The 25,570-nt window shown below is 72.2% G+C and carries 22 protein-coding genes; 3 read left to right on the top strand and 19 right to left on the bottom strand.

Annotated features, from left to right (window positions below; genetic code table 11):
• Positions 1-31: 31 nt before the first annotated feature.
• From ACFRMQ_RS05770 to hisI, 19 genes are all read right to left on the bottom strand, one after another.
• Positions 32-1,489, bottom strand: a complete 1,458-nt coding sequence (locus tag ACFRMQ_RS05770; RefSeq protein ID WP_380727339.1) for an aldehyde dehydrogenase family protein — start codon at positions 1,487-1,489, stop codon at positions 32-34.
• A gap of 49 nt (positions 1,490-1,538) precedes the next feature.
• On the bottom strand, positions 1,539-2,405 hold the full coding sequence (locus ACFRMQ_RS05765) for a helix-turn-helix domain-containing protein (protein WP_380727317.1): 867 nt from the start codon (positions 2,403-2,405) through the stop codon (positions 1,539-1,541).
• Positions 2,406-2,778: 373 nt separating this feature from the next.
• Positions 2,779-4,239, bottom strand: a complete 1,461-nt coding sequence (locus ACFRMQ_RS05760) for a glutamate synthase subunit beta (RefSeq protein ID WP_380727315.1) — start codon at positions 4,237-4,239, stop codon at positions 2,779-2,781.
• Complete coding sequence (gene gltB / locus ACFRMQ_RS05755; RefSeq protein WP_380727313.1) at positions 4,232-8,887, bottom strand: glutamate synthase large subunit; 4,656 nt, start codon at positions 8,885-8,887, stop codon at positions 4,232-4,234. The genes ACFRMQ_RS05760 and gltB overlap by 8 nt, the downstream gene beginning before the upstream one ends.
• Before the next feature lie 400 nt (positions 8,888-9,287).
• Positions 9,288-10,025 carry a VIT1/CCC1 transporter family protein gene (locus ACFRMQ_RS05750; protein WP_380727311.1) on the bottom strand — a complete coding sequence of 246 codons (738 nt, stop codon included), beginning with the start codon at positions 10,023-10,025 and terminating at the stop codon, positions 9,288-9,290.
• A 147-nt stretch (positions 10,026-10,172) separates the two neighbouring features.
• Positions 10,173-11,144, bottom strand: coding sequence for a prolipoprotein diacylglyceryl transferase (lgt, locus tag ACFRMQ_RS05745; RefSeq protein ID WP_380727309.1), 972 nt, complete (start codon positions 11,142-11,144; stop codon positions 10,173-10,175).
• 120 nt (positions 11,145-11,264) lie between these two features.
• Entirely contained in the window at positions 11,265-12,128 is an 864-nt protein-coding gene (locus ACFRMQ_RS05740) for a DsbA family protein (protein WP_380727307.1), read from the bottom strand.
• A gap of 52 nt (positions 12,129-12,180) precedes the next feature.
• Entirely contained in the window at positions 12,181-12,690 is a 510-nt protein-coding gene (locus tag ACFRMQ_RS05735; protein ID WP_380727305.1) for a MauE/DoxX family redox-associated membrane protein, read from the bottom strand.
• 128 nt (positions 12,691-12,818) lie between these two features.
• Entirely contained in the window at positions 12,819-13,022 is a 204-nt protein-coding gene (locus ACFRMQ_RS05730; protein WP_380698029.1) for a hypothetical protein, read from the bottom strand.
• 203 nt (positions 13,023-13,225) lie between these two features.
• Positions 13,226-14,035, bottom strand: a complete 810-nt coding sequence (gene trpA / locus ACFRMQ_RS05725; RefSeq protein ID WP_380727303.1) for a tryptophan synthase subunit alpha — start codon at positions 14,033-14,035, stop codon at positions 13,226-13,228.
• A 2-nt stretch (positions 14,036-14,037) separates the two neighbouring features.
• Positions 14,038-15,297, bottom strand: a complete 1,260-nt coding sequence (trpB, locus tag ACFRMQ_RS05720; RefSeq protein ID WP_380727301.1) for a tryptophan synthase subunit beta — start codon at positions 15,295-15,297, stop codon at positions 14,038-14,040.
• A 68-nt stretch (positions 15,298-15,365) separates the two neighbouring features.
• Positions 15,366-15,515 carry a tryptophan biosynthesis modulator TrpM gene (trpM, locus tag ACFRMQ_RS05715; RefSeq protein ID WP_188296911.1) on the bottom strand — a complete coding sequence of 50 codons (150 nt, stop codon included), beginning with the start codon at positions 15,513-15,515 and terminating at the stop codon, positions 15,366-15,368.
• A gap of 9 nt (positions 15,516-15,524) precedes the next feature.
• Positions 15,525-16,331: an indole-3-glycerol phosphate synthase TrpC gene (gene trpC / locus ACFRMQ_RS05710; RefSeq protein ID WP_380727299.1), complete on the bottom strand. Its 807-nt coding sequence runs from the start codon at positions 16,329-16,331 to the stop codon at positions 15,525-15,527.
• Between the two features lie 237 nt (positions 16,332-16,568).
• Positions 16,569-17,009 carry a DUF2752 domain-containing protein gene (locus ACFRMQ_RS05705; RefSeq protein ID WP_380727297.1) on the bottom strand — a complete coding sequence of 147 codons (441 nt, stop codon included), beginning with the start codon at positions 17,007-17,009 and terminating at the stop codon, positions 16,569-16,571.
• A gap of 102 nt (positions 17,010-17,111) precedes the next feature.
• The gene (locus ACFRMQ_RS05700; RefSeq protein WP_380727295.1) at positions 17,112-17,375 is read right to left on the bottom strand and encodes an HGxxPAAW family protein; all 264 of its coding nucleotides are present in this window, start codon (positions 17,373-17,375) and stop codon (positions 17,112-17,114) included.
• A gap of 133 nt (positions 17,376-17,508) precedes the next feature.
• Positions 17,509-18,096, bottom strand: coding sequence for a TIGR02234 family membrane protein (locus ACFRMQ_RS05695; protein WP_380727293.1), 588 nt, complete (start codon positions 18,094-18,096; stop codon positions 17,509-17,511).
• The gene (locus tag ACFRMQ_RS05690; RefSeq protein WP_380727291.1) at positions 18,093-18,605 is read right to left on the bottom strand and encodes a Uma2 family endonuclease; all 513 of its coding nucleotides are present in this window, start codon (positions 18,603-18,605) and stop codon (positions 18,093-18,095) included. Before ACFRMQ_RS05690 ends, ACFRMQ_RS05695 begins: the two co-directional genes overlap by 4 nt.
• Positions 18,606-18,625: 20 nt before the next feature.
• Positions 18,626-20,149 (bottom strand): anthranilate synthase component I, encoded by a 1,524-nt coding sequence (locus ACFRMQ_RS05685; protein WP_380727289.1) that lies wholly within the window; start codon positions 20,147-20,149, stop codon positions 18,626-18,628.
• A 130-nt stretch (positions 20,150-20,279) separates the two neighbouring features.
• Positions 20,280-20,651: a phosphoribosyl-AMP cyclohydrolase gene (gene hisI, locus ACFRMQ_RS05680; protein ID WP_380698012.1), complete on the bottom strand. Its 372-nt coding sequence runs from the start codon at positions 20,649-20,651 to the stop codon at positions 20,280-20,282.
• Positions 20,652-20,785: 134 nt separating this feature from the next.
• Here hisI and ACFRMQ_RS05675 point away from each other — a divergent pair, with 134 nt between their 5' ends.
• The 3 genes from ACFRMQ_RS05675 to ACFRMQ_RS05665 form a co-directional block, all read left to right on the top strand.
• The gene (locus ACFRMQ_RS05675) at positions 20,786-21,370 is read left to right on the top strand and encodes a hypothetical protein (protein WP_380727287.1); all 585 of its coding nucleotides are present in this window, start codon (positions 20,786-20,788) and stop codon (positions 21,368-21,370) included.
• Between the two features lie 192 nt (positions 21,371-21,562).
• On the top strand, positions 21,563-23,968 hold the full coding sequence (locus ACFRMQ_RS05670) for a SpaA isopeptide-forming pilin-related protein (protein ID WP_380727285.1): 2,406 nt from the start codon (positions 21,563-21,565) through the stop codon (positions 23,966-23,968).
• 12 nt (positions 23,969-23,980) lie between these two features.
• The coding region (locus ACFRMQ_RS05665; protein ID WP_380727283.1) for a SpaA isopeptide-forming pilin-related protein at positions 23,981-25,570 on the top strand (1,590 nt) is incomplete at its 3' end.

Here is a 25,570-nt window from a genome sequence, read left to right as displayed (position 1 = left end):
CCGGGGCCCGGGCCGTTCCAGGACTCCCCGGTCAGAAGGGGAAGACCTCGCGCTCGTGCTGGACGGAGATCCACTTCACGGTGGTGAAGGCCTCCACCGTGGCCTCGCCGTTGAGGCGGCCGACGCCGGAGTTCTTCTCGCCGCCGAAGGGGACGCCCGGCTCGTCGGCGATGGTGCCGCCGTTGACGTGGATCATGCCGGTCTCGATCCGCTGGGCGACCTTCACGCCGCGGTCGACGTTCGCGGTGTGCACCGCGCCACTGAGCCCGAACGGCGTGTCGTTGGCGAGCCGTACGGCCTCGTCCTCTCCGTCGAAGGGCACCAGCAGCACCACCGGGCCGAAGAGTTCGTTCCGCAGGATCGGCGCGTCCTGCGGGAGGCCGGTGAGCACCACCGGGCCCATCAGGCTGCCGACCTTGGGGCCGCGCAGCAGCGCGGTGGCGCCGGCCGCGACCGCCTGGTCGACCTGGGCGTTGAGGGAGTCGGCCTGGACGGGGTTGATCAGCGGGCCGATGTGGGTGGCCGGGTCCCTGGGGTCGCCGATGGTGAGCGAGGCCACCTTGGCGACGAACTTCTCGGTGAACTCCGCCTCGACGGCCCGGTCCACCAGCACCCGGTTGGCGGCCATGCAGACCTGCCCCTGGTGGACGAAGCGGCTGAACACCGCGGCGTCCACGGCGTGGTCCACGTCGGCGTCGTCCAGCACGATCAGCGCGCTGTTGCCGCCGAGTTCCAGGACGGTCCGCTTGAAGTGCCCGGCGGCGACGGTGGCGACGTGCCGGCCGACCCGGTCGGAGCCGGTGAAGGAGATCACCTTGGGCACCGGGTGCTCGATGAAGCTGTCGCCGATCTCGGCGATGTCGGTGATCACCACGTTCAGCAGGCCGGGCGGCAGGCCCGCGTCCTCGAAGATCTTGGCGATCAGTCCGCCGCCGACCACCGGGGTCTCCTGGTGCGGCTTGAGGACGACGCCGTTGCCGAGCGCGAGGGCCGGGGCGACGGCCTTGAGCGCCAGGAACAGCGGGAAGTTGAACGGGCTGATCACGCCGACGACGCCGACCGGCAGCCGGTAGAGCCGGTTCTCCCGGCCGTGGACGGGCGAGGTCAGCAGCCGGCCCTCGGGGGCCACCGACTGGTGCAGGCAGTCCCGCAGCACGTCCTTGACCAGCGAGAGTTCGAAGACCGCCTTCAGCGCGGTGCCGCCGAGCTCGGCCATGATCGCCTGGACGATCTCCGGCTCGCGCTCCTCCACCAGCCGCAGCGCGCGCTCGAAGACCACCCGCCGCTGGTACGGGTTGGTGGCCGCCCACTCCTTCTGGGCGCGCTCGGCGGCGCGGTAGGCCAGGTCGACCTCGGCGGTGGTGGCGACGGTGATGACGGCGAGCTTGTCCCCCGTGTAGGGGTCGACGTCGACGATGTCCCAGGAGCCGCTGCCACTGCGCCACTCGCCGTCGATGTACTGCAGCGCCAACTCGGAGAAGTACGACATCTGATCCCTCTCATGCACCGACCTGATGGGACCTCATCGTACTGACGTATTAAAGCTCCTGGCGTACCTCGTGCAACAGATCGCGGGTCTTTTCCGGGCTGAGGCTGTCGGCGACCAGATCGTCCATCGCCTGCCGGTACTCGGCCACCTCCGCCGGCTTGTCGAGGTAGAGCGCGGTGGTGAACTGCTCCAGGTACACCACGTCCGCCAACTCGGCCTCGGCGAAGCCCAGGACGGTGAAGGCACCGCTCTCCGCGCTCAGCCCGGCGTTGCCCAGCGGCAGCACCTGGAGCCGGACGTTGGGCAGCTCACCGAGCTCCAGCAGCCGGTCCAGCTGGCCGCGCATCTGCTCCGGCCCTCCCCAGGGACGGCGCAGCGCGGCCTCGTCCAGCACGGCGACCAGCTGCGGCGCGCGCTCGCCGGTCAGTACCGTCTGCCGTTTGAGCCGGACGTCGACCCGGCGGTCGATCTCCTCCGGGCCGGCGGCGTGGCAGCCGGCGGTGACCACGGCCCGGGCGTAGTCGGCGGTCTGGAGCAGCCCGTGGACGAACTGGACCTCGTAGCTGCGGATCTCGGCGGCGGCCTCCTCCAGTCCCAGGTAGTTCTGGAACCAGCCGGGCAGGACGTCGCCGTACTCGTGCCACCAGGAGCTGGTGTTGGCGTCGCGCAGCAGTCCGAGGACGCCGGCGCGCTCGTGTTCGGCCTCGACCCCGTACAGGGTGAGCAGGTCGGCCACGTCGCGTTCCTTGAAGCCGACCCGGCCGAGCTCCATCCGGCTGATCTTGGATTCGGAGGCCCGGATCGAGTACCCGGCCTCCTCCCGACTGACGCCTCTGGCCTCGCGGAGCTTGCGCAGCTGGGTGCCGAGCTGCAGGCGCCGTACGGTGGCGCCCCCGCCTGCCTGAGTCGTGCCCATCGACGTCATCCTCCGCGCTAGACCAGCCCCCCGGCCGTCGGCGGCAGTCTGCCACCTGGCACCGACGAACAACAGCCCATCGGTCGTGAACCGCTTGGGGCGGCGGACAACTCCGCTTGTTTGTCCGAGAGTTGACTCCGGCCCGGAAGCCGCTTCTCCGGTCCCGGCCGTCGGCGCCCCCGGAAGAGGACGCGACGGCGAGAGGACGCGACGGCAAGAGGACGCGACGGCGCCCGCCCTCCAACTGGTCGGGGAAGAGGGCAGGCGCCAGGAGACCGCGTTGGCCCGGCGACACTGGCGGGAGCAGCGGGTTGAGCCCCCGGCGATGCGGCGCCGGGCGTTCGGTGGGTGGGCCGGTCGGACCGTCCGCCCGTCAGACCACCAGGGGGCGGTCCGTGGGCCGGATCGGGGCGGGAAGCGGGGTCTTGCCGCCCAGGTACCTGTCCACCGCGGCGGCGGCCGAACGGCCCTCCGCGATGGCCCAGACGATCAGCGACTGGCCTCGGCCGGCGTCTCCGCAGACGTACACGCCATCGACATTGGTGGCGAACCGGCCGTCGCGGGCAATGTTACCGCGCGCGTCGAGATCCGCTCCCAGCTGTTCGACCAGCCCGTTCCTCACGTCGGTCCCGGTGAAGCCCATGGCCAGGGTCACCAGCTGGGCCGGGACGGCCCGCTCGGTGCCCGGCACCTGCTCGAACCGGCCGTCCTTGAACTCCACCTCGACCAGGTGCAGTTCCTGGACGTTGCCGTCCTCGTCGCCGCTGAAGTGGGTGGTGCTGACGGAGTAGATCCGCTCGCCGCCCTCCTCGTGCGCGGAGGTGACCTTGTACGTCATCGGCATGGTCGGCCACGGCTGGTTCCCGGGCCGCTCCTCGCCGGGCCGCGGCATGATCTCCAGCTGGGTCACGGACGCCGCGCCCTGCCGGTGGGCGGTGCCGACGCAGTCCGCGCCGGTGTCGCCGCCGCCGATCACGACGACGTGCTTGCCCTTGGCGCTGATCGGCGACTCCACGTAGTCGCCCTCCTGCACCTTGTTGGCCAGCGGCAGGTACTCCATGGCCTGGTGGATGCCCCTGAGCTCGCGCCCGGGCACCGGCAGGTCACGGGCGGTGGTGGCGCCGGCCGCGACCACCACGGCGTCGAAGCGCTCGCGCAGCTGCTGCCCGGTGATGTCCTCGCCGACGTGGACGCCGGTGCGGAACCGGGTGCCCTCCGCCCGCATCTGCTCGATGCGGCGGTTGATGTGGCGCTTCTCCATCTTGAACTCGGGGATGCCGTAGCGCAGCAGTCCGCCGATCCGGTCGGCCCGCTCGTACACCACCACGGTGTGCCCGGCCCGGGTGAGCTGCTGGGCGGCGGCGAGGCCGGCCGGGCCGGAGCCGACCACGGCGACGGTCTTGCCGGAGAGCCGCTCGGGCACCTGTGGGGTGACCCCGCCGCGGTCCCAGGCCTTGTCGATGATGGTGACCTCGACGTTCTTGATGGTCACCGCGTCCTGGTTGATGCCGAGGACGCACGCGGACTCGCACGGAGCCGGGCACAGGCGGCCGGTGAACTCCGGGAAGTTGTTGGTGGCGTGCAGCCGCTCGATCGCGCCGGTGAAGTCGTCCCGGTAGGCGAGGTCGTTCCACTCGGGGATGAGGTTGCCGAGCGGGCAGCCGTTGTGGCAGAACGGGATGCCGCAGTCCATGCAGCGGCCGGCCTGCTCGGTGATGATCGGCAGCAGGCTGCGCTCGACGTAGACCTCGTTCCAGTCCCGGATGCGGACGTCCACGGGACGCCGCTCGGCCAGCTGCTTGGGCGTGGTCAGGAAGCCCTTGGGGTCAGCCATTAGCCGCCTCCATCATCTTGCGAGTGGTCTCGGCCTCGGAGAGGCCATCGCGCTCAGCGGCGTCCTTGGCGGCGAGCACTGCCTTGTAGTCGGTCGGCATGATCTTGGAGAAGCGGGAGACGCCGCCGCCCCAGTCCGCCAGGAGTTCGGCGGCGACGGTGGAGCCGGTCTCCTCATAGTGCTGCTGCACGGTCTCGCGCAGCCAGTCGCGGTCGGCGGCGGTGGGGGCCTCGATGCCCACCATGCCGTCGTTGACGTTGGCGGGGCGCAGGTCCAGGACGTACGCGATGCCGCCGGACATGCCGGCCGCGAGGTTGCGCCCGGTCTCGCCGAGGACGACGACCCGGCCGCCGGTCATGTACTCCAGGCCGTGGTCGCCCACGCCCTCGACGACGAGGGTGGCGCCGGAGTTGCGGACGGCGAAGCGCTCGCCGGCCTTGCCGCGCAGGTGGACGCGGCCCGAGGTGGCGCCGTAGCCGATGGTGTTGCCGGCGATGACGTGGTTCTGGGCGTCGTTGCCGATGGCCGCCGCCTCGCGGGCCGGGCGGACGACGACCACACCGCCGGAGAGGCCCTTGCCGACGTAGTCGTTGGCGTCGCCCTCCAGCCGCAGGGTCACGCCGCGCGGCAGGAACGCGCCGAAGGACTGCCCGGCCGAGCCGGTGAAGGTGACGTCGATGGTCCCTTCCGGAAGGCCCTCACCGCGGTACCGCTTGGTCACCTCGTGGCCGAGCATGGTGCCGACGGTGCGGTTGACGTTTCGGATCGGCAGCTGGATCCGGACGCTCTCGCCGCGCTCCAGCGCGTCCTCGGCGAGCTCGATCAGCCGGTTGTCCAGGGCCTTGTCGAGCGCGTGGTCCTGGGTGGTGGTGCGGTGGCGGGCCGCCCCCTCGGGCAGCGCCGGCACGTGGAAGAGCGGGGCGAGGTCGAGCCCGGCGGCCTTCCAGTGGTCGATCGCGGGCCGGGCGTCGATGTGCTCGGCGCGGCCGACGGCCTCCTCGATCGAGCGGAAGCCCAGCGAGGCCAGGATCTCCCGGACCTCCTCGGCGATGAACTCGAAGAAGTTGACCACGAACTCGGGCTTGCCGGAGAAGCGCTCGCGCAGCACCGGGTTCTGGGTGGCGACGCCGACCGGGCAGGTGTCCAGGTGGCAGACGCGCATCATGATGCAGCCGGAGACCACCAGCGGGGCGGTCGCGAAGCCGAACTCCTCGGCGCCGAGCAGTGCGGCGATCACCACGTCGCGGCCGGTCTTCAGCTGGCCGTCGGTCTGCACCACGATGCGGTCGCGCAGCCCGTTCAGCAGCAGCGTCTGCTGGGTCTCGGCGAGCCCGAGCTCCCAGGGGCCGCCGGCGTGCTTGAGCGAGGTCAGCGGCGAGGCGCCGGTGCCGCCGTCGTGGCCGGAGACCAGGACGACGTCCGCGTGCGCCTTGGAGACGCCCGCGGCGACCGTGCCGACGCCGACCTCGGAGACCAGCTTCACGTGGATGCGGGCCGCCGGGTTGGCGTTCTTGAGGTCGTGGATCAGCTGCGCCAGGTCCTCGATCGAGTAGATGTCGTGGTGCGGCGGCGGCGAGATCAGGCCGACGCCCGGGGTGGAGTGCCGGGTGCCGGCGACCCAGGGGTACACCTTGTGGCCGGGCAGCTGGCCGCCCTCGCCGGGCTTGGCCCCCTGGGCCATCTTGATCTGGATGTCGTCCGCGTTGACCAGGTACTCGGAGGTGACGCCGAACCGGCCGGAGGCGACCTGCTTGATCGCCGAGCGGCGCTCCGGGTCGTACAGGCGGTCCGGGTCCTCGCCGCCCTCACCGGTGTTGGACTTGCCGCCGAGGCGGTTCATCGCGACGGCCAGGGTCTCGTGCGCCTCGCGCGAGATCGAGCCGTACGACATGGCGCCGGTGGAGAAGCGCTTGACGATCGCGGAGACCGGCTCGACCTCCTCGACCGGGATCGGCTCGCGGCCGAGCCCGTCCAGCTGGAACAGGCCGCGCAGCGTCATCAGGCGCTCGGACTGCTCGTTCACCCGGTCCGTGTACTGCTTGAAGATGTCGTACCGGCGGTTGCGGGTGGAGTGCTGGAGGCGGAAGACGGTGTCCGGGTCGAACAGGTGCGGTTCGCCCTCGCGGCGCCACTGGTACTCGCCGCCGATCTCCAGCGCGCGGTGCGCGGCCGGGATTCCGGAGGCCGGGTAGGCCTTGGCGTGGCGGGCGGCGGTCTCCCTGGCGATCTCGTCCAGGCCGATGCCGCCGAGCTTGGTGGTGGTGCCGGCGAAGTAGCCGTCGACCAGGTCCTGGGAGAGGCCGATGGCCTCGAAGACCTGGGCGCCGCGGTAGGAGGCGACGGTGGAGATGCCCATCTTGGACATGACCTTGAGCACGCCCTTGCCGAGCGCCTTGATCAGGTTCCTGATCGCCTTGTCGGCCTCGACGCCCTGGATGCCCCACTCATTCATGTACGTGCCCTGGGCGACCAGGTCCTCGACCGACTCCATCGCCAGGTACGGGTTGACCGCGCCGGCGCCGTAGCCGATCAGCAGCGCGACGTGGTGCACCTCGCGGACGTCGCCGGCCTCGACCAGCAGCGACACCTGGGTGCGCTGCTTGGTGCGGATCAGGTGGTGGTGGACGGCCGAGGTGAGCAGCAGCGAGGGGATCGGGGCGTGCTCGGCGTCGGAGTGCCGGTCGGAGAGCACGATGATCCGGGCGCCGTCGGCGATGGCGGCGTCGGCCTCGGCGGCGATCGCGGCGAGCCGGGAGGCCAGGGCCTCGCCGCCGCCGGCGACCTTGTAGAGGCCGGAGAGGGTGACGGCCTTGAGGCCGGGCTGGTCGCCGTCGGCGTTGATGTGGACGAGCTTGGCCAGCTCGTCGTTGTCGATCACCGGGAACGTGATGCCGACCGAACGGCAGGCGGCGGCCTCGGCGGCCAGCAGGTTGCCCTCGGGACCGAGGTTGGACAGCAGCGAGGTGACGAGTTCCTCGCGGATGGCGTCCAGCGGCGGGTTGGTGACCTGCGCGAAGAGCTGCACGAAGTAGTCGAACAGCAGGCGCGGCTTCTCGCTCAGCGCGGCGATCGGGGAGTCCGTGCCCATCGAGCCGAGGGCCTCGGCGCCGGTGCGCGCCATCGGCGCGAGGATGACCCGCAGCTCCTCCTCGGTGTACCCGAAGGTCTGCTGACGGCGGGTGACGGAGGCGTGGGTGTGCGCGATGTGCTCGCGCTCGGGCAGCGTGGCGAGCTGGATCTGCCCGCCGGCCACCCATTCCTCGTACGGGTGCTCGGCGGCGAGGGCGGACTTGATCTCCTCGTCCTCGACGATCCTGCCCTGGACGGTGTCCACCAGGAACATCCGGCCGGGCTGGAGGCGGCCCTTCTTGGCGATCTTCTCCTGGTCGATGTCGAGCACACCGACCTCGGAGGAGAGGACGACCAGGCCGTCCTCGGTGATCCAGTAGCGGGCCGGGCGCAGGCCGTTGCGGTCGAGCACGGCACCGATCTGGGTGCCGTCGGTGAAGGTGACGCAGGCCGGGCCGTCCCAGGGCTCCATCAGGTTGGAGTGGTACTGGTAGAAGGCGCGGCGGGCCGGGCTCATGGTGGCGTGGTTCTCCCACGCCTCCGGGATCATCATCAGCACCGAGTGCGGCAGCGAGCGGCCGCCGAGGTGGAGCAGTTCCAGGACCTCGTCGAAGGAGGCGGAGTCGGAGTGGTCCGGGGTGCAGATCGGGAAGATCCGCTCCAGGCCCTGCCCGTTCTTGTTGGCCTGGATGAGGTCGGTGGCGAGCTGCGACTCCCGGGCACGCATCCAGTTGCGGTTGCCCTTGACCGTGTTGATCTCGCCGTTGTGGGCGACGAAGCGGTACGGGTGGGCGAGCGGCCAGCTCGGGAAGGTGTTGGTGGAGAACCGCGAGTGCACCAGGCCGATGGCGGAGGCGTAGCTGCGGTCCGACAGGTCGGGGAAGAAGGGTTCGAGCTGGCCGGTGGTCAGCATGCCCTTGTAGACGATGGTGCGCGCGGACAGCGAGGGGAGGTACACCCCGGCCTCGCGCTCGGCGCGCTTGCGGACCACGAAGGCGATCCGGTCCAGCTCGATCCCGGCCGGGGCGTCCTGGGCCGGGTCCTGTCCGGCGGGCGCCGCGAGGAAGAGCTGCCGGAAGCGCGGCATCACGCCGCGCGCGGTGGAGCCGAGCAGGTCCGGGGTGACCGGGACGTCGCGCCAGCCGAGGACGGCCAGTCCCTCCTCGGCCGCGATCGTCTCGATCCGGGCGACGGCGGCGGCGTCCGCCGCGTCCTCGTCCGGCAGGAAGGCGATGCCGACGGCGTAGGACCCGGCCGCCGGGAGCTCGAAGGAGACCTTTCCGCGCAGGAAGGCGTCCGGGATCTGGGTGAGGATCCCGGCGCCGTCGCCGGAGTCCGGCTCGGCGCCGGTGGCGCCGCGGTGCTCCAGGTTGCGCAGGACGTTCAGCGCCTGCTCGACGATGGTGTGGTCGGCGATGCCGGTCAGGGTGGCGACGAATCCGACGCCACAGGCGTCGTGCTCGTTCCGCGGGTCGTACAGGCCCTGGGCAGCAGGTCGGGCATCCGGCACGAGCGCGTACGGCCGGCTGGTGGCGCCGGCCTGGGGCTCGTTGGCGGAGTGCGTGGATGCGGACAGCATCGGCTCTCCCGTCGTCGTCTTTCGGCAGGTTGGTGCAAGTAGGGACGACGCTGGCCCTGATGCGGTGGTGCGTGGGTGCAAGTTACATGATGCCCGTGACCCTGAGAAGCGGAATATCCGTCCGGATGGCGGGATGCCGCGCAGGTCAGGAGGTGTGTGAGAGGACGCGCCGCAATGCGCGTCCCGACGATTGTGCCCAACCGTCCGCGGCCCGAAACAGCGGCGGTACCGGGCAGCCGTGGAAGCCGATCATGGCCGCCTGCGAATCCATTCCGGGAGCCCGCCCGCGGATGCGAATCCGCGGCGCGGCGGCCCGAATGGTGAGACTAGGCCAGGCGTCGCCGGACCCTCATGTGTGGAACGTCACGCACTCGACAGCATAATCATGCATACGTACGGCTCATCCCAGGTGCCCGCCGATCAGCCACCCGAGCAGGTAGGTCACGCCGGCCGCGGCCCCGCCCAGGACCAGCTGCCGCAGCCCGCTGAACCACCAGCTGCGCGCCGTCACCCGGGCCACCACGGCACCGCAGAAGAACAGCCCGGCGGCGGCCAGCAGCAGGGCGGGCAGCAGCGTGGTCGCCCCCAGCAGGTACGGCAGCAGCGGCAGCAGCGCGCCGAGCGCGAAGCACAGGAACGACGATCCGGCCGCCACCAGCGGCGAGGGCAGGTCGGTCGGATCGATGCCCAGCTCCTCGCGGGCGTGCACCTCCAGGGCCAGCTCCGGGTCGGCGGACAGCTGCCGGGCCACCTCGTGGGCCAGTTCCGGGTCCACCCCGCGCGAGGCGTACAGCTGGGCCAGCTCGGCCAGCTCGCCGTGCGGGTTGCGGGTCAGCTCCAGCCGCTCGACCTCGATCTCGGCCTGCACCAGCTCCCGCTGCGAGGCCACCGAGGTGTACTCCCCCGCCGCCATCGAGCAGGCGCCGGCCGCCAGGCCCGCCAGCCCGGTGAGGATCACCGTCCCGTTCGACGCCGCGCCGCCGACCACGCCGGTCATCAGGGCGAAGTTGGACACCAGCCCGTCCACCGCCCCGAACACGGCCGGCCGCAGCCAGCCCCCGTTGACGTCCCGGTGGTGGTCGGCCGCGGGAATCCGGGGCTGGTGTCCGGCGTCGGGCTCCACAGTGATCGTACTCATCGTCGTTCCCCTCCTGAGTCGGTTCGTCCGCCCTGACCGTAGCCCGCCTGACCTGGGCATTTCCAGCAAAGTAAGGCTGTCCGAACACCACTGGGGCCATCCTTCGCGAGCTTCGCGAAGGATGGCCCCAGTCAGGGAAGGCCCAGGTCAGATCGGGTTCTCGGCGTCCTTTCCGGCCGCCTTGGCGGTCGTCACCGGCTTCTCGTCGGCCTTCTCCCCGGCCTTCTCCCCGGCCGACTTCGCCACCTTCACGCCCTTGTCGCCGTCCTCGGCGTCCTGCTCCGCCCGCGCGGCCGGGTCGATGCTCGCCGGATCCTCCCGGCCGGGCCGCTTCCGCCCCATGATCACGAAGTAGGCCACCGCGCCGAGGAACACCGCGATGGACACCCAGTCGTTCAGCCGCAGGCCGAAGTAGACGTGCGCGTCGTCGATCCGCAGCCACTCGATCCAGAACCGGCCGACCGTGTACGCGGCCACGTACAGCGCGAACGCCCGGCCGTGGCCCAGATTGAACCGGCGGTCCGCCCAGATGACCAGCAGGGCGACGCCGACGCACCAGAGCGACTCGTACAGGAAGGTCGGGTGGTAGACGCCCTTCAGGACCTCGCCGTTGGGCAGCGTCTTGTCGATCTCCAGGCCCCACGGCAGGGTGGTGGGCCGGCCGTACAGCTCCTGGTTGAAGAAGTTGCCCCAGCGGCCCAGCGCCTGCGCGAGCGCGATGCCCGGCGCGATGGCGTCGGCGTACGCGGGCAGCGGCACGCCGCGGCGGCGGGCGCCGATCCAGGCGCCGACCGCGCCGAGCGCGACCGCGCCCCAGATGCCGAGGCCGCCCTCCCAGATCTTGAGGGCGTCCCAGGGGTTCTTCCCGTCGGCGAAGTACAGTCGGCCGCCGTCGGTGATCACGTGGTAGAGGCGGCCCCCGACGAGACCGAACGGCACGGCCCACACCGCGATGTCGCCGACGGTGTGCTTGGCACCGCCCCGGGCGACCCAGCGCCTGCTGCCGAGCCAGACGGCGACGAGGACACCGAGGATGATGCAGAAGGCGTAGGCGCGCAGCGGGATCGGTCCGAGGTGCAGGACGCCCCGCGACGGGCTGGGAATGTAGGCGATATCCATGGCAGTTCCGACGCTACAGGGTCCGACGGCCCCGTCGGACACCCCCGGGGTCACAGAAACCGAACAACGGGTCGGCGCCGCCCCCTCCGGACGGGGAGGGGGCGGCGCGGCGCGATGGGCTCAGCCGGCCGCCGGCGAGGGGTTGTTCGCCTCCGAAGCGGTGCTGGTGGGGGCCGGGGTCTGCCCGTGGGAGCCCGCCGTGCCGAGCTGCTTGCCCTCGTTCGCGGCGTCCACCCACTTCACCAGGTTCGCCGGGGTGATCTCCTCGCCGGCGTTCTTCGGGTAGATCGGCTGGCCGTTGAGCAGCACCGTCGGGGTGGACTTGAAGCTGGACTTGTCGAAGTCCTGCTGCACCGCGGAGACCCATCCGCCGAACTTGCCGTCCTTGACGCAGGACTGGAACTCGGGGGTGTCCAGGCCGTTGACCTGCTTGGCCAGGTTCAGCAGTACGGCCTTGTCGCCGAAGGCGTCGTTGGTCTCGTCCGGCTGGTTGCGGTACAGCACGTCGTGGAAGTCCCGGAAGTGCCCGGAGTCCTGGGCGCAGCCCAGTGCGTTGGCGCCCGTCCTGGAGCCCTTGCCCGGTACGGCCCGGTCGATGAACGACACGATGTGGTAGTTGGTGAAGATCTTCCCGGCGTCCTCGAGCTGGTCGACGGTCGAGGAGAACTCGCGCTCGAAGGTGCCGCAGGCGGGGCAGCGCGGGTCCTCGTAGACGGTGAGGACGGAGGGCGCGTTGCCGGCGCCGACCGGGATGACCAGGTTCTTGTCGCCGATCGTCCCGGCCGGGGCGGCGACCGGGGTCTCCGGCTTGGAGCGCTGGTTCTGCACCACGACGCCGGCGATCACGGCGGCGGCGATCACCGCGAGCACGGAGCCGCCGACGATCAGCTTCTTCCTGCGCCGGGAGGACGTCTCCTCGGCCGCCCGCTGTTCCAGCATCCGCTCGCGGGCGGTGCGCTTGCCTTCTCGGTTCTTCTCGCTCATTGCCTTGACATCCACGGTCGGGGAGCCTTCGTCGGGTGCAGGGATGTGGGGGTCAGCTCGCCAGCCGGGCGTCGGCCGACAGCCGGGTGCGGGGCCGCCACAGCAGCCACCCGGCCAGTACCAGGAATCCGGTGTCGCGCAGGATCTCCTGGAGGTACTCCGTCCGGGACTCGTCGACGTGCCCGCCGCCGCCGAAGCAGCCGCAGTCGATCGAGATGCCGCGCGCCCAGGCGGAGGAGATCCCGGCGATGAAGACCAGCAGCAGCAGCGCGGAGACCGCGGCCACCAGTCGGACGCCGAGGCCGGCCACCAGCAGCAGGGCGAGCGCCAGCTCCAGGAACGGCAGGCCGTAGCCGATCGGCTTGACCAGGCCCTCGGGCAGGATCTCGTAGGCCCGGACGGCCTGGGCGGCCTCCGCCGGATCGGAGACCTTGGCGAGTCCGGCCCACCCCCAGACCACCGCGAGGCCGAGCCGGACGGCGGTGCCGAGCCACTCGCTCCAGGCGGGCACCGGGCGCCGCGCCGTGGGCGTGGGCGCGGGGCCACCGGGCTGCGCGGCCATCAGGGAAACCCCCTCGGGAAACTCGTTCACTCCCTGATGAACCGCGACGGAGGAGGGGCGGTTCCTCCGGATTCAGGAATGAAGCCGGATGAGTGACGTTCCGTCCGGATATCCCGAACATCCGTCCGTCACCGGCAGCCCGTCAACCACCCTTCCTCGAACAGTTCGGGGTGCCGGGCCGCCTCCGCGCAGGCCACCGCCTCCCGCTCCGCCCGCTCCGCCCCCCGCTTGGCCAGGGCGTGCCCCACCTCGGTGTGCACCCCGACCGCGCAGCCGAGCGCCACCCCGGCCGCCGCCGCCCGCAGCAGCACGGCCCGCTGGAGACCAGCCACCGGCTCACCCCTTCCCGCTCGCCCCCGTCACCCCCGCACACGTCCGTGCACTCGTCCCTCCGCTCAACGGTCCCCAACCCCGGCTGATGCGTGTCCCCACCCCTTGTTCACCCGTTCGGGTCCACCCCTCGCCTCGAAGGCCGGCCCACAACGCCGACGGCCCCCCGCTCCCGAAGGAGCGAGGGGCCGCCGGGCACGTCGCGTCAGTGCCGGCGCACGCCCGAGGCCAGCTCCCCGGCCAGGGCCCGCACCGCGTCCAGCGCCGCCGCCTCGTCCTCGCCCGCGGCCAGGATGCGCTTGACGAACGCCGATCCCACGATCACCCCGTCGGCGAACCGCGCGACCTCCGCCGCCTGCGCGGCGTCCGAGACCCCGAGGCCGACGCAGACCGGCAGGTCCGTGGTGGCCCGGGTCCGCGCGACCAGGTCCTCGGCCATCGAGCCGACGGCCGACCGGGTGCCGGTCACGCCCATCACCGCGGCCGCGTACACGAAGCCGCTGCCCGCCGCCGTGACCTCCGCCAGCCGGGCGTCCTTGCTGCTGGGGGCGACCACGAACACGGTGTCCAGCCCGTGCTCGTCCGCCGCCTTGCGCCACTCCTCGGACTCCTCCACCGGCAGGTCCGGCAGGATGCAGCCGGCCCCGCCCGCGGCCGCCAGGTCGGCCGCGAAGCGGGCCACCCCGTAGCGGTCGACCGGGTTCCAGTACGTCATCACCAGCACCGCGGCCTCGGGGTGCGCGGTGGCGACCTCCCGGACGGTCCGCAGCACGTCCTTGATCTTCACCCCGCCGCGCAGCGCGATGTCGTCCGCGGTCTGGATGACCGCCCCGTCGAGCACCGGGTCGGAGTGCGGCAGGCCGACCTCGACCACGTCGCAGCCGCCCTCGATCAGCGCCTTGACGGCCCGGATGCCGCCGTCCACGGTCGGGAACCCGGCCGGCAGGTAGCCGATCAGCGCGGCGCGGTCCTGCGCCTTGGCCGCCGCCAGGACACCACTGAGCTTGCTCGCCATGATCACTTGCCCCCCTCGGCGGAGCTGTCGCCCGAGCCGGCCTTCTCGTCGTACAGCCCGAAGTACTCGGCCGCGGTGTGCATGTCCTTGTCCCCGCGCCCGGACAGCGAGACCAGGATGGTCGCCTCCGGCCCGAGCTCGCGGCCCAGCTCCAGAGCGCCGGCGAGCGCGTGGGCGCTCTCGATGGCCGGGATGATGCCCTCGGTGCGGGAGAGCAGCAGCAGCGCCCGCATCGCGGCGTCGTCGGTGACCGGCCGGTACTCCGCCCGTCCGGTGTCCTTCAGCCAGGCGTGCTCCGGCCCGACGCCCGGGTAGTCCAGACCGGCCGAGATCGAGTGCGACTCGATGGTCTGCCCGTCCTCGTCCTGGAGGACGTACGTCCGGGAGCCGTGCAGCACTCCCGGGTCCCCCTTGGTGAGGGTGGCCGCGTGCCGGGGCGTCTCGGCGCCCTCGCCGGCGGCCTCGCAGCCGAGCAGCCGCACCCCCGCGTCGGGGATGAACTCGTGGAAGATCCCCATCGCGTTGGAGCCGCCGCCCACGCAGGCCACGACCGCGTCGGGCAGCCGCCCGGTCCGGTCCAGCACCTGCTGACGCGCCTCGACGCCGATGACCCGGTGGAAGTCCCGGACCATCATCGGGAAGGGGTGCGGTCCGGCGACGGTGCCGAACAGGTAGTGGGTGGAGTCGACGTTGGCGACCCAGTCCCGGAACGCCTCGTTGATGGCGTCCTTGAGCGTCCGGCTGCCGGACTTGACGGCCACCACCTCGGCGCCGAGCATCCGCATCCGGGCGACGTTGAGCGCCTGGCGCTCGGTGTCGACCTCGCCCATGTAGATGGTGCAGTCGAAGCCGAACAGCGCGCAGGCGGTGGCGGTGGCCACGCCGTGCTGGCCCGCGCCGGTCTCGGCGATGATCCGGGTCTTGCCCATCCGCCGGGTGAGCAGCGCCTGGCCCAGCACGTTGTTGATCTTGTGCGAGCCGGTGTGGTTGAGGTCCTCGCGCTTGAGCAGGATGCGCGCCCCGCCCGCCTCGGCGGAGAAGCGGTGCACGTCGGTCAGCGGGCTCGGGCGCCCGGTGTAGTCCTTGAGCAGCCCGTCGAGCTCGGCGGCGAACGCCGGGTCGGCCTTGGCCTTCTCGTACTCCTCGGCGACCTGCTCGACCGCGGCGACCAGCGCCTCGGGGATGAAGCGGCCGCCGTACGCGCCGAAGTAGCCGCGCGCGTCCGGCACCTGGGCGCCGGGCAGGTAGTCCTTTTCGGACATGGTGTGGTTTCCCTTGACGAAGATGGACGACGATGACGTCTGATCGGCCGTCCCGGTCGTTCGACCGGTCAGCCGGACGTCACCCGCCATCGCCGCCCCGGCACCTGCCCGGGCTCGCAGCCGATGACGTACCGCACCCGACGCCCCAGCACCCGGCGTGCGGGCGCGCGGCAGCCGCGCGGGCGGCAACCGGGGGCGAGTCGGGCGGCGATCTTCATCGGGCGGCGTCAGTCCTTGTGCCGGACGGCGGGGTGGGCCCCGGCGGCGACCAGGTCGGCGACCGCGGCACGCGGGTCCTTGCCGGTCACCAGGGTCTCGCCGACCAGCACCGCGTCGGCGCCCAGGTTGGCGTAGTTGATCACGTCCAGCGGGCCGCGCACACCGGACTCGGCGATCTTGACGATGCTGTCCGGGATGGCGTGGGCGACGTTCTCGAAGGTGTTGCGGTCCACTTCGAGCGTCTTGAGGTTGCGGGCGTTGACGCCGATGATCCGGGCGCCGGCGTCCACCGCGCGCTTGATCTCCTCCTCGTCGTGCACCTCGACCAGCGGCGTGAGACCGATCGACTCGGCGCGCTCGATCAGCGACACCAGGGCCGGCTGGTCGAGGGCGGCGACGATCAGCAGCGCGAGGTCGGCGCCGTGCGCACGGGCCTCCCACAGCTGGTAGGCGGTGACGATGAAGTCCTTGCGCAGCAGCGGGGTGTCCACCGCGGCGCGGACGGCGTCCAGGTCGGCCAGCGAGCCGCCGAAGCGGCGCTGCTCGGTCAGCACGCTGATCGCGGCGGCACCGCCGGCCGCGTAGTCGACCGCCAGGGCGGCCGGATCGGCGATCGAGGCCAGGGCGCCCTTGGACGGGCTGGAGCGCTTCACCTCGCAGATCACCCGGACCCCGTCACCCTTGAGGGCGGCGACGCCGTCCTTGGCCTCCGGAGCCCTGGCGGCCAGCGCCTTGAGCTCGTCCAGGGAGACCCGGGCCTGCCGCTCGGCGAGGTCCTCGCGGACCCCTTCGATGATCGAGTCGAGCACACTCACTCAGGAGCCCCCATCTTTTCTGCCAGTCGGTCGGCGCGAGTCGGCGGGCGGCAGCCCACCGGCTCTTCGATGGTATCGGCACCCGGGGGCGCGGGGCGCACCGGTTCCGCCCCCGTCTCGCGGACCGGACGCCGGCTCCGGCGGTCCTCAGCTGCGGGTTCACCGGTTCCGCACCGGCACCCCCGGCCGTCCTCGGGGCGGCCGGGGGGCTGTGCCGGCTGCCCCGAGGACGGCCGGTCAGACCAGCGGCGGCGCCAGCCCCGTCCCGACCGGCGAGTTGCGCACCACCGTGAACACCAGCACCAGCAGGGCGATCAGCACCCAGCGCCGGGCCCCGACGGTGATCCTCGGCGGCGCCCCGCCGGTCAGCGCGGCCCAGCCCCAGCGCAGCCAGAGCACCCCCAGCACCCCGGCCAGCAGGACCACGACGGCGTTGTCGTGCAGGGCCCCGGTGAGATCCCCGCGGGTCAGCGCGTGGACGCAGCGCAGGCCCCCGCAGCCGGGGCACCACCAGCCGGTGGCGGTCAGGAACGGGCAGTCCGGGTAGTGCCCGGGGACGTTCGGGTCCACCAGGGCGACGTACGCGGAGGGGACGGCCACCGCCGCCAGCGCGGTCAGCGGCGGGCTCAGCCGGCGCAGCACGGGCGGCGGGGCGGAGGCGGTGGGGACGGCGTTCACGCCCCGATTCTGCCCGGGTCGGGCCCGGACACGACGAAACGGCGGGCGTGGCGCGCCCGCCGTTCCGATGTACGACAAACGTGTGGTGCGACGAGCCCGTCGTCAGGCGGCGACGACGGCGCGGGCCTCACGGGCCGCGAGCTGCTCCTCGGCCGACTTGTAGACGTTGGGGCTCGGCTGCTGACCCATGCCGGCCATCGACATGGCCTTGCCGACCACACCGCCGAGCAGGATGATCGCCAGGCTGACCCAGACGAAGAGCACCGACGGCAGGATCATCGCGACGCCCGCGGCGCCGAAACCGACGAAGGAGATGATGACGCCGGTCCAGGCGGCGGGGGTGTGGCCGTGTGCTGCTGCTGCCATCTGAATGGTGCTCCTTGGCTCTCGGGGCCCGGCCGGGCCTGCGGGGCCGCCGGCGGGTTGACGGTTCCATTGTGCCGGGCCACACATCGGCGGCCCAAAGGGGGTGGCGGGTCTATCGCGTCACATGCGCCGCTCAGACGGCCGTCGGGTCCTCGCCGCGGTCCAGTGCCTTCCACAGGTCGCCTGGCGTGTCGGCCTTCGCCGGGGCCTTGCGGGTCGGCGCCTCGTAGCGGCTGCCCATGGCCGGCCAGCCCCGGCCGTAGCGCAGGGTGAGCAGTCCGGCCACGGCCAGCAGCACCCCGCCGACCAGCGCGACCCAGGGCCAGCCGGTGTGCGAGACCTCGGTGGCCGTCGAGCCGGTCAGCGCGAGCTTGCGGGCCGCCTCGTTGTCCAGCGCGGCGGTGTCGCCCGCCCCGGCGACCGCGGCGGCGGCCGCGCCGAGCCCGGCCAGCAGGGTCAGCGCGCCGACCGCCAGCCGACCGACGCCGCGTACCGCGAACACCGCGACCGCCGCGGCGAGGCCCACCAGGGCCAGCCCGCCGGGCAGTTCGGAGATCTTGCCGCCGGTGACGGACACGTCCAGGGTGCCGGCCCGGCCCTCGGCCCAGGTCCGTCCGGCCGCGGTCAGCACCAGCACGGCGCTGAGCACGGTCAGCAGCAGCGTCACACCGAGGGTGCGGCGACTGGAGGAGGCGGGGGCGGGGGTCTGCTCAGCGGTCACCCGTCCACTATCCCCCGGCCGACACCCGGGTCCGTACCCGGGGTGGGGAACTCGTCCGTGCGCAGCACCACCGTCCGGCCGCCGAGCGGCAGGAAGACGTCGTTGCCGAACGGCACCCGCTCGGCCTCCCGGTACACCCCCTCCGGCGACGGCGCGGTGTGCACGGTGCAGACGGCCGCCGCCGGATCGACCACCAGGTAGACCGGCACTCCGCCGTGCGCGTACGCCCGCGCCGCCCGCTCCAGGCCCGGCCGGGCCACCTCCAGCACCGCCTCGACCCCGGCCCCGCCGAACCGGCCCCGCCCGCCCCGGGCGGCGTCCCGGGCGAGCACCGCCAGGTCGGGGGCGAACACCGCCGCGCCGTCCCGGTCGGGGCCGCCGGGCGCCGCCGGGAAGTCGACCGCCACTCCCGACAGCACCCGGCCGTGGCCGGCCGGCTGCTCGCCGAGCTGCCCGACGACGCCGCGCACGACCTCCCAGCGCAGTTCGTCGTACGGCACCCCGGGCATTCCGGCGGCCTCCCTCCGTCTCAGGACAGTTCCGGCGTCCGCAGCGTATTGGCGGTGGCGACGGCCCGCAGCACGGCGGCCGCCTTGTTGCGGCACTCGGTGTCCTCGCCGTGCGGGTCGGAGTCGGCGACCACGCCCGCGCCGGCCTGCACGTACGCGGTGCCCTCGCGCAGCACCGCGGTGCGGATCGCGATCGCGGTGTCCGAGTCCCCGGCGAAGTCCAGGTAGCCGACGCAGCCGCCGTACAGGCCGCGGCGGGTGGGCTCCAGTTCCTCGATGATCCGCATCGCCCGCGGCTTGGGGGCGCCGGAGAGGGTGCCGGCCGGGAAGCAGGCGGTCAGCACGTCGAAGGCGGTCCGCCCGGGGGCGACCTTGCCGGTCACCGTCGACACGATGTGCATCACGTGGCTGTAGCGCTCGATCTGCATGAAGTCGACCACCTCGACGCTGCCCGGCTCGCAGACCCGGCCGAGGTCGTTGCGGCCGAGGTCCACCAGCATCAGGTGCTCGGCCCGCTCCTTGGGGTCGGCGAGCAGCTCGGCCGCCAGGTTCGCGTCCTCCTGCGGGGTGGCGCCGCGGTGCCGGGTGCCGGCGATCGGGTGCAGCATCGCCTCGCCGTCGGTGACCTTGACCAGCGCCTCCGGGCTGGAGCCGACCACGTCGAAGCCGCCCTCGGAGCCGCCGTCCGGCCCGGGGAAGCGGAACAGGTACATGTACGGGCTGGGGTTGGTGGTGCGCAGCACCCGGTAGACGTCCAGCGCGGAGGCCGGGCAGGGCGCCTCGAAGCGCTGCGAGGGCACCACCTGGAAGGCCTCCCCGGCCCGGATCCGCTCCTTGACCACCTCCACGGCGGCGCGGTACGGCTCGCCGCCGAACGGCGAGTGGACCTCGCCGGGGCCGGCCGGGGTGAAGGTGGCCAGACCCGGGTCGACCGGCTTGGCCAGCTCGGCCTCCATCGCGTCCAGCCGGGCGACCGCGTCCGCCCAGGCCTCGTCCACGCCACTGGCCAGGTCGTTGTGGTTGACGGCGTTGGCGATCAGCAGCACGGTGCCGTCGGTGTGGTCGAGCACCGCGAGGTCGGTGGCGAGCAGCAGGGTCAGCTCGGGCAGGCCCAGGTCGTCCGGGTTGAGGTCGGGCAGCTTCTCCAGCCGGCGGACGATGTCGTAGCCGAGGTAGCCGACCAGGCCGCCGGTGAGCGGGGGCAGGCCGTCGTCCTCCCGGCGCGGGGTGTGCAGCGCCGTCAGGGTGGCGCGCAGCACCTCCAGCGGGTCGCCGCCGGTCGGGATGCCGACCGGCGGGGCGCCGAGCCAGCGGGCCCCGCCGTCCGGGCCGACGGTGAGCGCGGCGGCGCTGCGCACTCCGACGAAGGAGTAGCGCGACCAACTGCGGCCCTGCTCGGCGGACTCCAGCAGGAAGGTGCCGGGGCGTTCCCCGGCGAGGCTGCGGTAGAGGCCGATCGGGGTGAGGCCGTCCGCGAGGAGCCTGCGGGTGACCGGGATGACCCGGGTGTCGACGGCGAGCTTGCGGAAGGCTTCGAGATCCATGCTGGGCGGCACCTTCTGGAGTTGCGGGGGGGTCTGGAGTTGTGGCCGGGGTCGTGCGGGTCGGACGGGCTCCGCGGCCGGACGGGCTCTCGCCGTCAGGCGGGCTCCGCGGCCGGGCGGGCTCTCGCGGTCAGGCGAGCGGGAGCACGTCGGCGTCGAAGCAGGTGCGGTCGCCGGTGTGGCAGGCCGCGCCGGTCTGGTCGACCTTGACCAGCAGGGTGTCGCCGTCGCAGTCGAGGGCCACTGACTTGACCGCCTGGACGTGACCGGAGGTGTCCCCCTTCACCCAGTACTCCCGGCGGCTGCGGCTCCAGTAGGTGCAGCGGCCGGTGGTGAGGGTGCGGTGCAGCGCCTCGTCGTCCATCCAGCCGAGCATCAGCACCTCGCCGGTGTCGTACTGCTGGGCGATGGCCGGGATCAGCCCGTCCTCGGTGCGCTTGAGCCGGGCGGCGATCTCGGGGGCGAGGGCGGTGGTGCCGGGAGTGGCGGGTGTGGTGGACATGGGCCCATTGTGTCAGCCCGCCCCACCGCCCCGGCGGGGTCGTCCGCCGGCGGAGGAGGCCCCGGCCGTCCCGTACGGGGCGATTTCGGCCAACCGCCTGCCGGGCGGGGGCCGGGTGGGCCATTCTCGTGGCCATGACCTCCGAGCAGCCGCCCCCCGCAGCCGCCGCCTCCCGTCCGTCCCGCGGCCTGGTCCTCACCGTCGCCGCCGTGCTGGTCGTCCTGCTCGCGGTGGTGGCCACCGCGGTGCTCTGGCCGGACGACGGGAAACCGGCCGCCGCGCCGCCCCCGCCCTCCCCCACGGCCACCCCGACCCCGACCCCGACCCCCACGCCGACTCCCACCCCGACCAAGCCGCAGCCGCCGTACGCCTTCTTCCCGGTCGGCGCGTGCTTCGACCACCCGCAGCTGAGCCCGGTGATCACCAAGGCGGAGGAGCGCCCCTGCGCCGGTGAGCACGACGGAGAGGTGATCGCCGACCTCAAGCTGGCCGACGGCCTGACCGGCGAGATCCAGGTCGCCCTGGCCATGCGGGACGGCTGCAAGGAGGCCGAAGCCGCCGCCAAGGCCCGTCAGGCCGACGGGAAGACCTACTACGGCCGGCAGTTCGGCCCTGCGATGGTCAACTACCAGCAGGGCTGGCGGGACTACACCTGCACCCTGACCGCCGGCAACAAGCAGGGCGGCGCCAAGCTCACCGGGACCCTGCACCCCCAGTAGTACTTCGGCCCTCTCACCGGCACCCGTGCCCCGTCCGGACGGGGCGCGCAACACGGCCGGGCACCCGTGCAACCGATCGGGTGCCTTCGCCCCGGCGTTCGAACGACACCGCCTGCGAGCCTCAGCCGCCCGGCTCCGCGGCCCCGGAGACTTCGAACGCTCGTTTCGTGTTCGCTTGGTGAGAGGACTGAGGTGAAGTCCAGTCAGAACCGGGTGACCGCCGTCACCTGGAGACGCAAACTCGCCAGGGCGATGACCACCGCCCTGGCGTTGACACTCGTACCCTTCGGAATGTCGCTCGTCGAACCGTCGACCGCTCAGGCGGCCGGCCTTCCGGGCGGCCTCGGACCGTGCCTCGGCGCGGACTGCCCGGCAGTATTCCCGCCGGTCAACAACGGTCCCTTCGCGGGCCGTGACGACGGTGTGAACATCTTCGTCGGCGGCGACTACAACGTCAGGGAATCGGCCGCGGAGGCCGAGGGACACGTGGTGACCCTCGGGAACTTCGACATGAACAAGAGCGGGGCCAGTGCCGTCTTCAACATCGGCATCGTCGGCGCCGGTTCACGCGTCCCCCCGCCGGACGGCGCGGACTTCCTCACCACCGGCGGCAACGTCACCGTCGCCCGGGGCGAGCAACTCCTGGCCGAAGGGGGCGTCGTCCGCTACACGGGCACGGTCACGGGCAGCATCGCCGGAACGGTGATCCAGGACCCGCAGGCCGCGACCGCCTACCAGCCGCTGCGCGGCCAGCTCCAGTCGGCGAGCGAGTGCTACGCCGGGGTCGGCACCCCGCGCCCCGCCACCGGGACCGCCGTCAACCAGGGCTACCAGACCCTGTTCACCGGGGACGGCACCTCCGCGCTCCAGGTCTTCAACGTCGACTTCGACCTCGTCGGCAACGGCGGCGGCCAGCAGGGCATCGCCTTCGCCGGCATCCCCGCGAACGCGACGATCCTGGTCAACCTCGTGGGCGGCCCCCGCGTCATCAACACCTACAGCGGCAGCCTGGCGGACACCGACCCCTGGAACCAGCTGCGCGAACGTCTGCTGTGGAACTTCCCCACCGCGACATCGGTCAGCCTCATCGGATCGGGACAGTTCCAGGGCAGCGTGCTGGTGGGCAACCCGGCCAGCACCGCCACCATGGGCATGCCCGGCTTCAACGGACGGTTCTTCACCACCGGCTCGCTGGTGCAGAACTCCGGCGGGGGGATGACCGGCTCCGAGTTCCACGCCTACCCCTTCGACGGCGACCTCCCGGACTGCGGCACCTCGGTCCCCACCGCCTCGACCACCGTGACGAAGGTCGACTCCGTCACCGGCCAGCCGCTGGCGGGCGCGACCTTCCAGCTCTGGCGCGAGACCAACAGCGTTCCCGGCCTCCAGACCAGGGGCACCACTCCGGACACCGAGGTGGGCGGTCCCTGCACCACCGGGGCCGACGGCGTCTGCTCCGTGAGCGGACTCCCGCTGGGCACCTACTACTGGCAGGAGACCGCGGCACCCCCCGGCTACGACCTGCCCGCGCAGCCGGTGACGACCGTCGTCCTCGACACCAACGGGCAGAACGTCCAGGTCACCGTCCAGGACACCAAGAGCCCGGTCGTCGAGACCGGGTCCACCAGCGTCACCAAGGTCGACTCGGCGACCGGGCAGCCCCTGGCCGGCGCCACCTTCCAGCTCTGGCAGGAGACCAACGGCGTCGCCGGCCTCCAGACCACCAGACCCGACCCGGACACCCCCGTCGGCTCCCCGTGCACCACCCCGGCCGACGGCATCTGCTCCGCCACCGGACTCCCGCTGGGCACCTACTACTGGCAGGAGACCGCGGCACCCCCCGGCTACGACCTGCCCGACCTCAACGTGACCACCGTCGTCCTGGACACCAACGGACAGAACGTCCCCGTCACCGTCCAGGACACCAAGACCGTCGCCCCGACGGCCTCCACCACCGTCACCAAGGTCGACTCGGCGACCGGGCAGCCCCTGGCCGGCGCCGTCTTCCAGCTGTGGCACGAGACCAACGGCGTCACCGGCCTCCAGACCACCGGGGCCAACCCCGACACCCCGGTCGGCTCACCGTGCACCACCCCGGCCAACGGCATCTGCTCGGCGGACGGCCTGCCGCTGGGCACCTACTACTGGCAAGAGGTCTCCGCACCCGACGGCTACGACCTGCCGGACCTCAACGTGACCACCGTCGTCCTGGACGCCAACGGCCAGAACGTCGCGGTCACCGTCGAGGACACCAAGACCGTCGCCCCGACCGGCTCCACCAGCGTGACCAAGGTCGACTCCGTCACCCAGCAGCCGCTGGCGGGCGCGACCTTCCAGCTCTGGTTCGAGACCAACGGCGTGCCCGGCCTCCAGACCAGCGGTGCCAACCCGGACACCCCGGTCGGCTCACCGTGCGTCACCCCGGCCAACGGCGTCTGCTCGGCGGACGGCCTGCCGCTGGGCACCTACTACTGGCAGGAGGTCTCCGCGCCGGACGGTTACGACCTGCCCGCGCAGCCGGTGACGACCGTCGTCCTCGACACCAACGGGCAGAACATCCCGGTCACCGTCCAGGACATGTCTCTTATAGACCTCTGAGGCTGCAGACGCGTGACGAAGGTCGACTCCGTCACCGGCCAGCCGCTGGCCGGAGCCGTCTTCCAGCTCTGGCACGAGACCAACGGCGTGCCGGGGCTCCAGACCACCGGAGCCAACCCGGACACCGCCGTCGGCGCGCCCTGCGTCACGCCCGACACCGGTGTCTGCTCGGCCGGCGATCTGCCACTGGGTACGTACTACTGGCAGGAGACGGCGGCACCCGCCGGCTACGACCTGCCCACGCAACCGGTCACCACGGTCGTCCTCGACACGAACGGACAGAACGTCCCCGTCACCGTCCAGGACAGCCAGACCGTCGTTCCGGCCGGTTCGACCAGCGTGACGAAGGTCGACTCCGCCACCCAGCAACCGCTGGCCGGAGCCACCTTCCAGCTCTGGCACGAGACCAACGGCATCACCGGCCTCCAGACCACCGGAGCCAACCCGGACACCCCGGTCGGCTCACCGTGCGTCACGCCCGACACCGGTGTCTGCTCGGCCGGCGATCTGCCACTGGGTACGTACTACTGGCAGGAGACGGCGGCCCCTCCCGGGTATGACCTGCCCACGCAGCCGGTGACGACCGTCGTCCTCGACACCAACGGACAGAACGTCCCCATCACCGTCGAAGACATCAAGACCGCCGCCCCGACGGGCTCCACCAGCGTGACCAAGGTCGACTCCACCACCGCACAGCCTCTGGCGGGCGCGACCTTCCAGCTCTGGCAGGAAACCAACGGTGTCTCGGGGCTCCAGACGACGGGCATCAACCCGGACACCCCGGTCGGCGCGCCCTGCACCACCCCCGCCAACGGCATCTGCTCCGCGACCGGGCTCCCGCTGGGCACCTACTACTGGCAGGAAACGGCAGCCCCTCCCGGGTATGACCTGCCCACGCAGCCGGTGACGACCGTCGTCCTCGACACCAACGGACAGAACGTCCCCATCACCGTCGAAGACATCAAGACCGCCGCCCCGACGGGCTCCACCAGCGTGACCAAGGTCGACTCCACCACCGCACAGCCTCTGGCGGGCGCGACCTTCCAGCTCTGGCAGGAAACCAACGGTGTCTCGGGGCTCCAGACGACGGGCATCAACCCGGACACCCCGGTCGGCGCGCCCTGCACCACCCCCGCCAACGGCATCTGCTCCGCGACCGGGCTCCCGCTGGGCACCTACTACTGGCAGGAAACGGCAGCCCCTCCCGGGTATGACCTGCCCACGCAACCGGTGACGACCGTCGTCCTCGACACCAACGGCCAGAACGTGCCGGTCACCGTCGAGGACATCAAGACCGTCATCCCCACCGGCTCCACCAGCGTGACCAAGGTCGACTCCACCACCGCACAGCCTCTGGCGGGCGCGACCTTCCAGCTCTGGCAGGAAACCAACGGTGTCCCGGGGCTCCAGACCACGGGCACCAACCCCGACACCCCGGTCGGTGCGCCCTGCACCACCCCGGCCAACGGCATCTGCTCCGCGAACAACCTGCCGCTGGGCACCTACTACTGGCAGGAAACGGCGGCTCCCCCCGGCTACGACCTGCCGCAGCAGCCCGTCACCACGGTCGTCCTCGACACCAACGGGCAGAACGTCCCTGTC

The organism is Kitasatospora sp. NPDC056783 (genome assembly GCF_042789895.1).
In the GTDB taxonomy this organism is placed as follows: domain Bacteria; phylum Actinomycetota; class Actinomycetes; order Streptomycetales; family Streptomycetaceae; genus Kitasatospora.
This window is presented reverse-complemented; position numbering and strand designations above follow the sequence as displayed.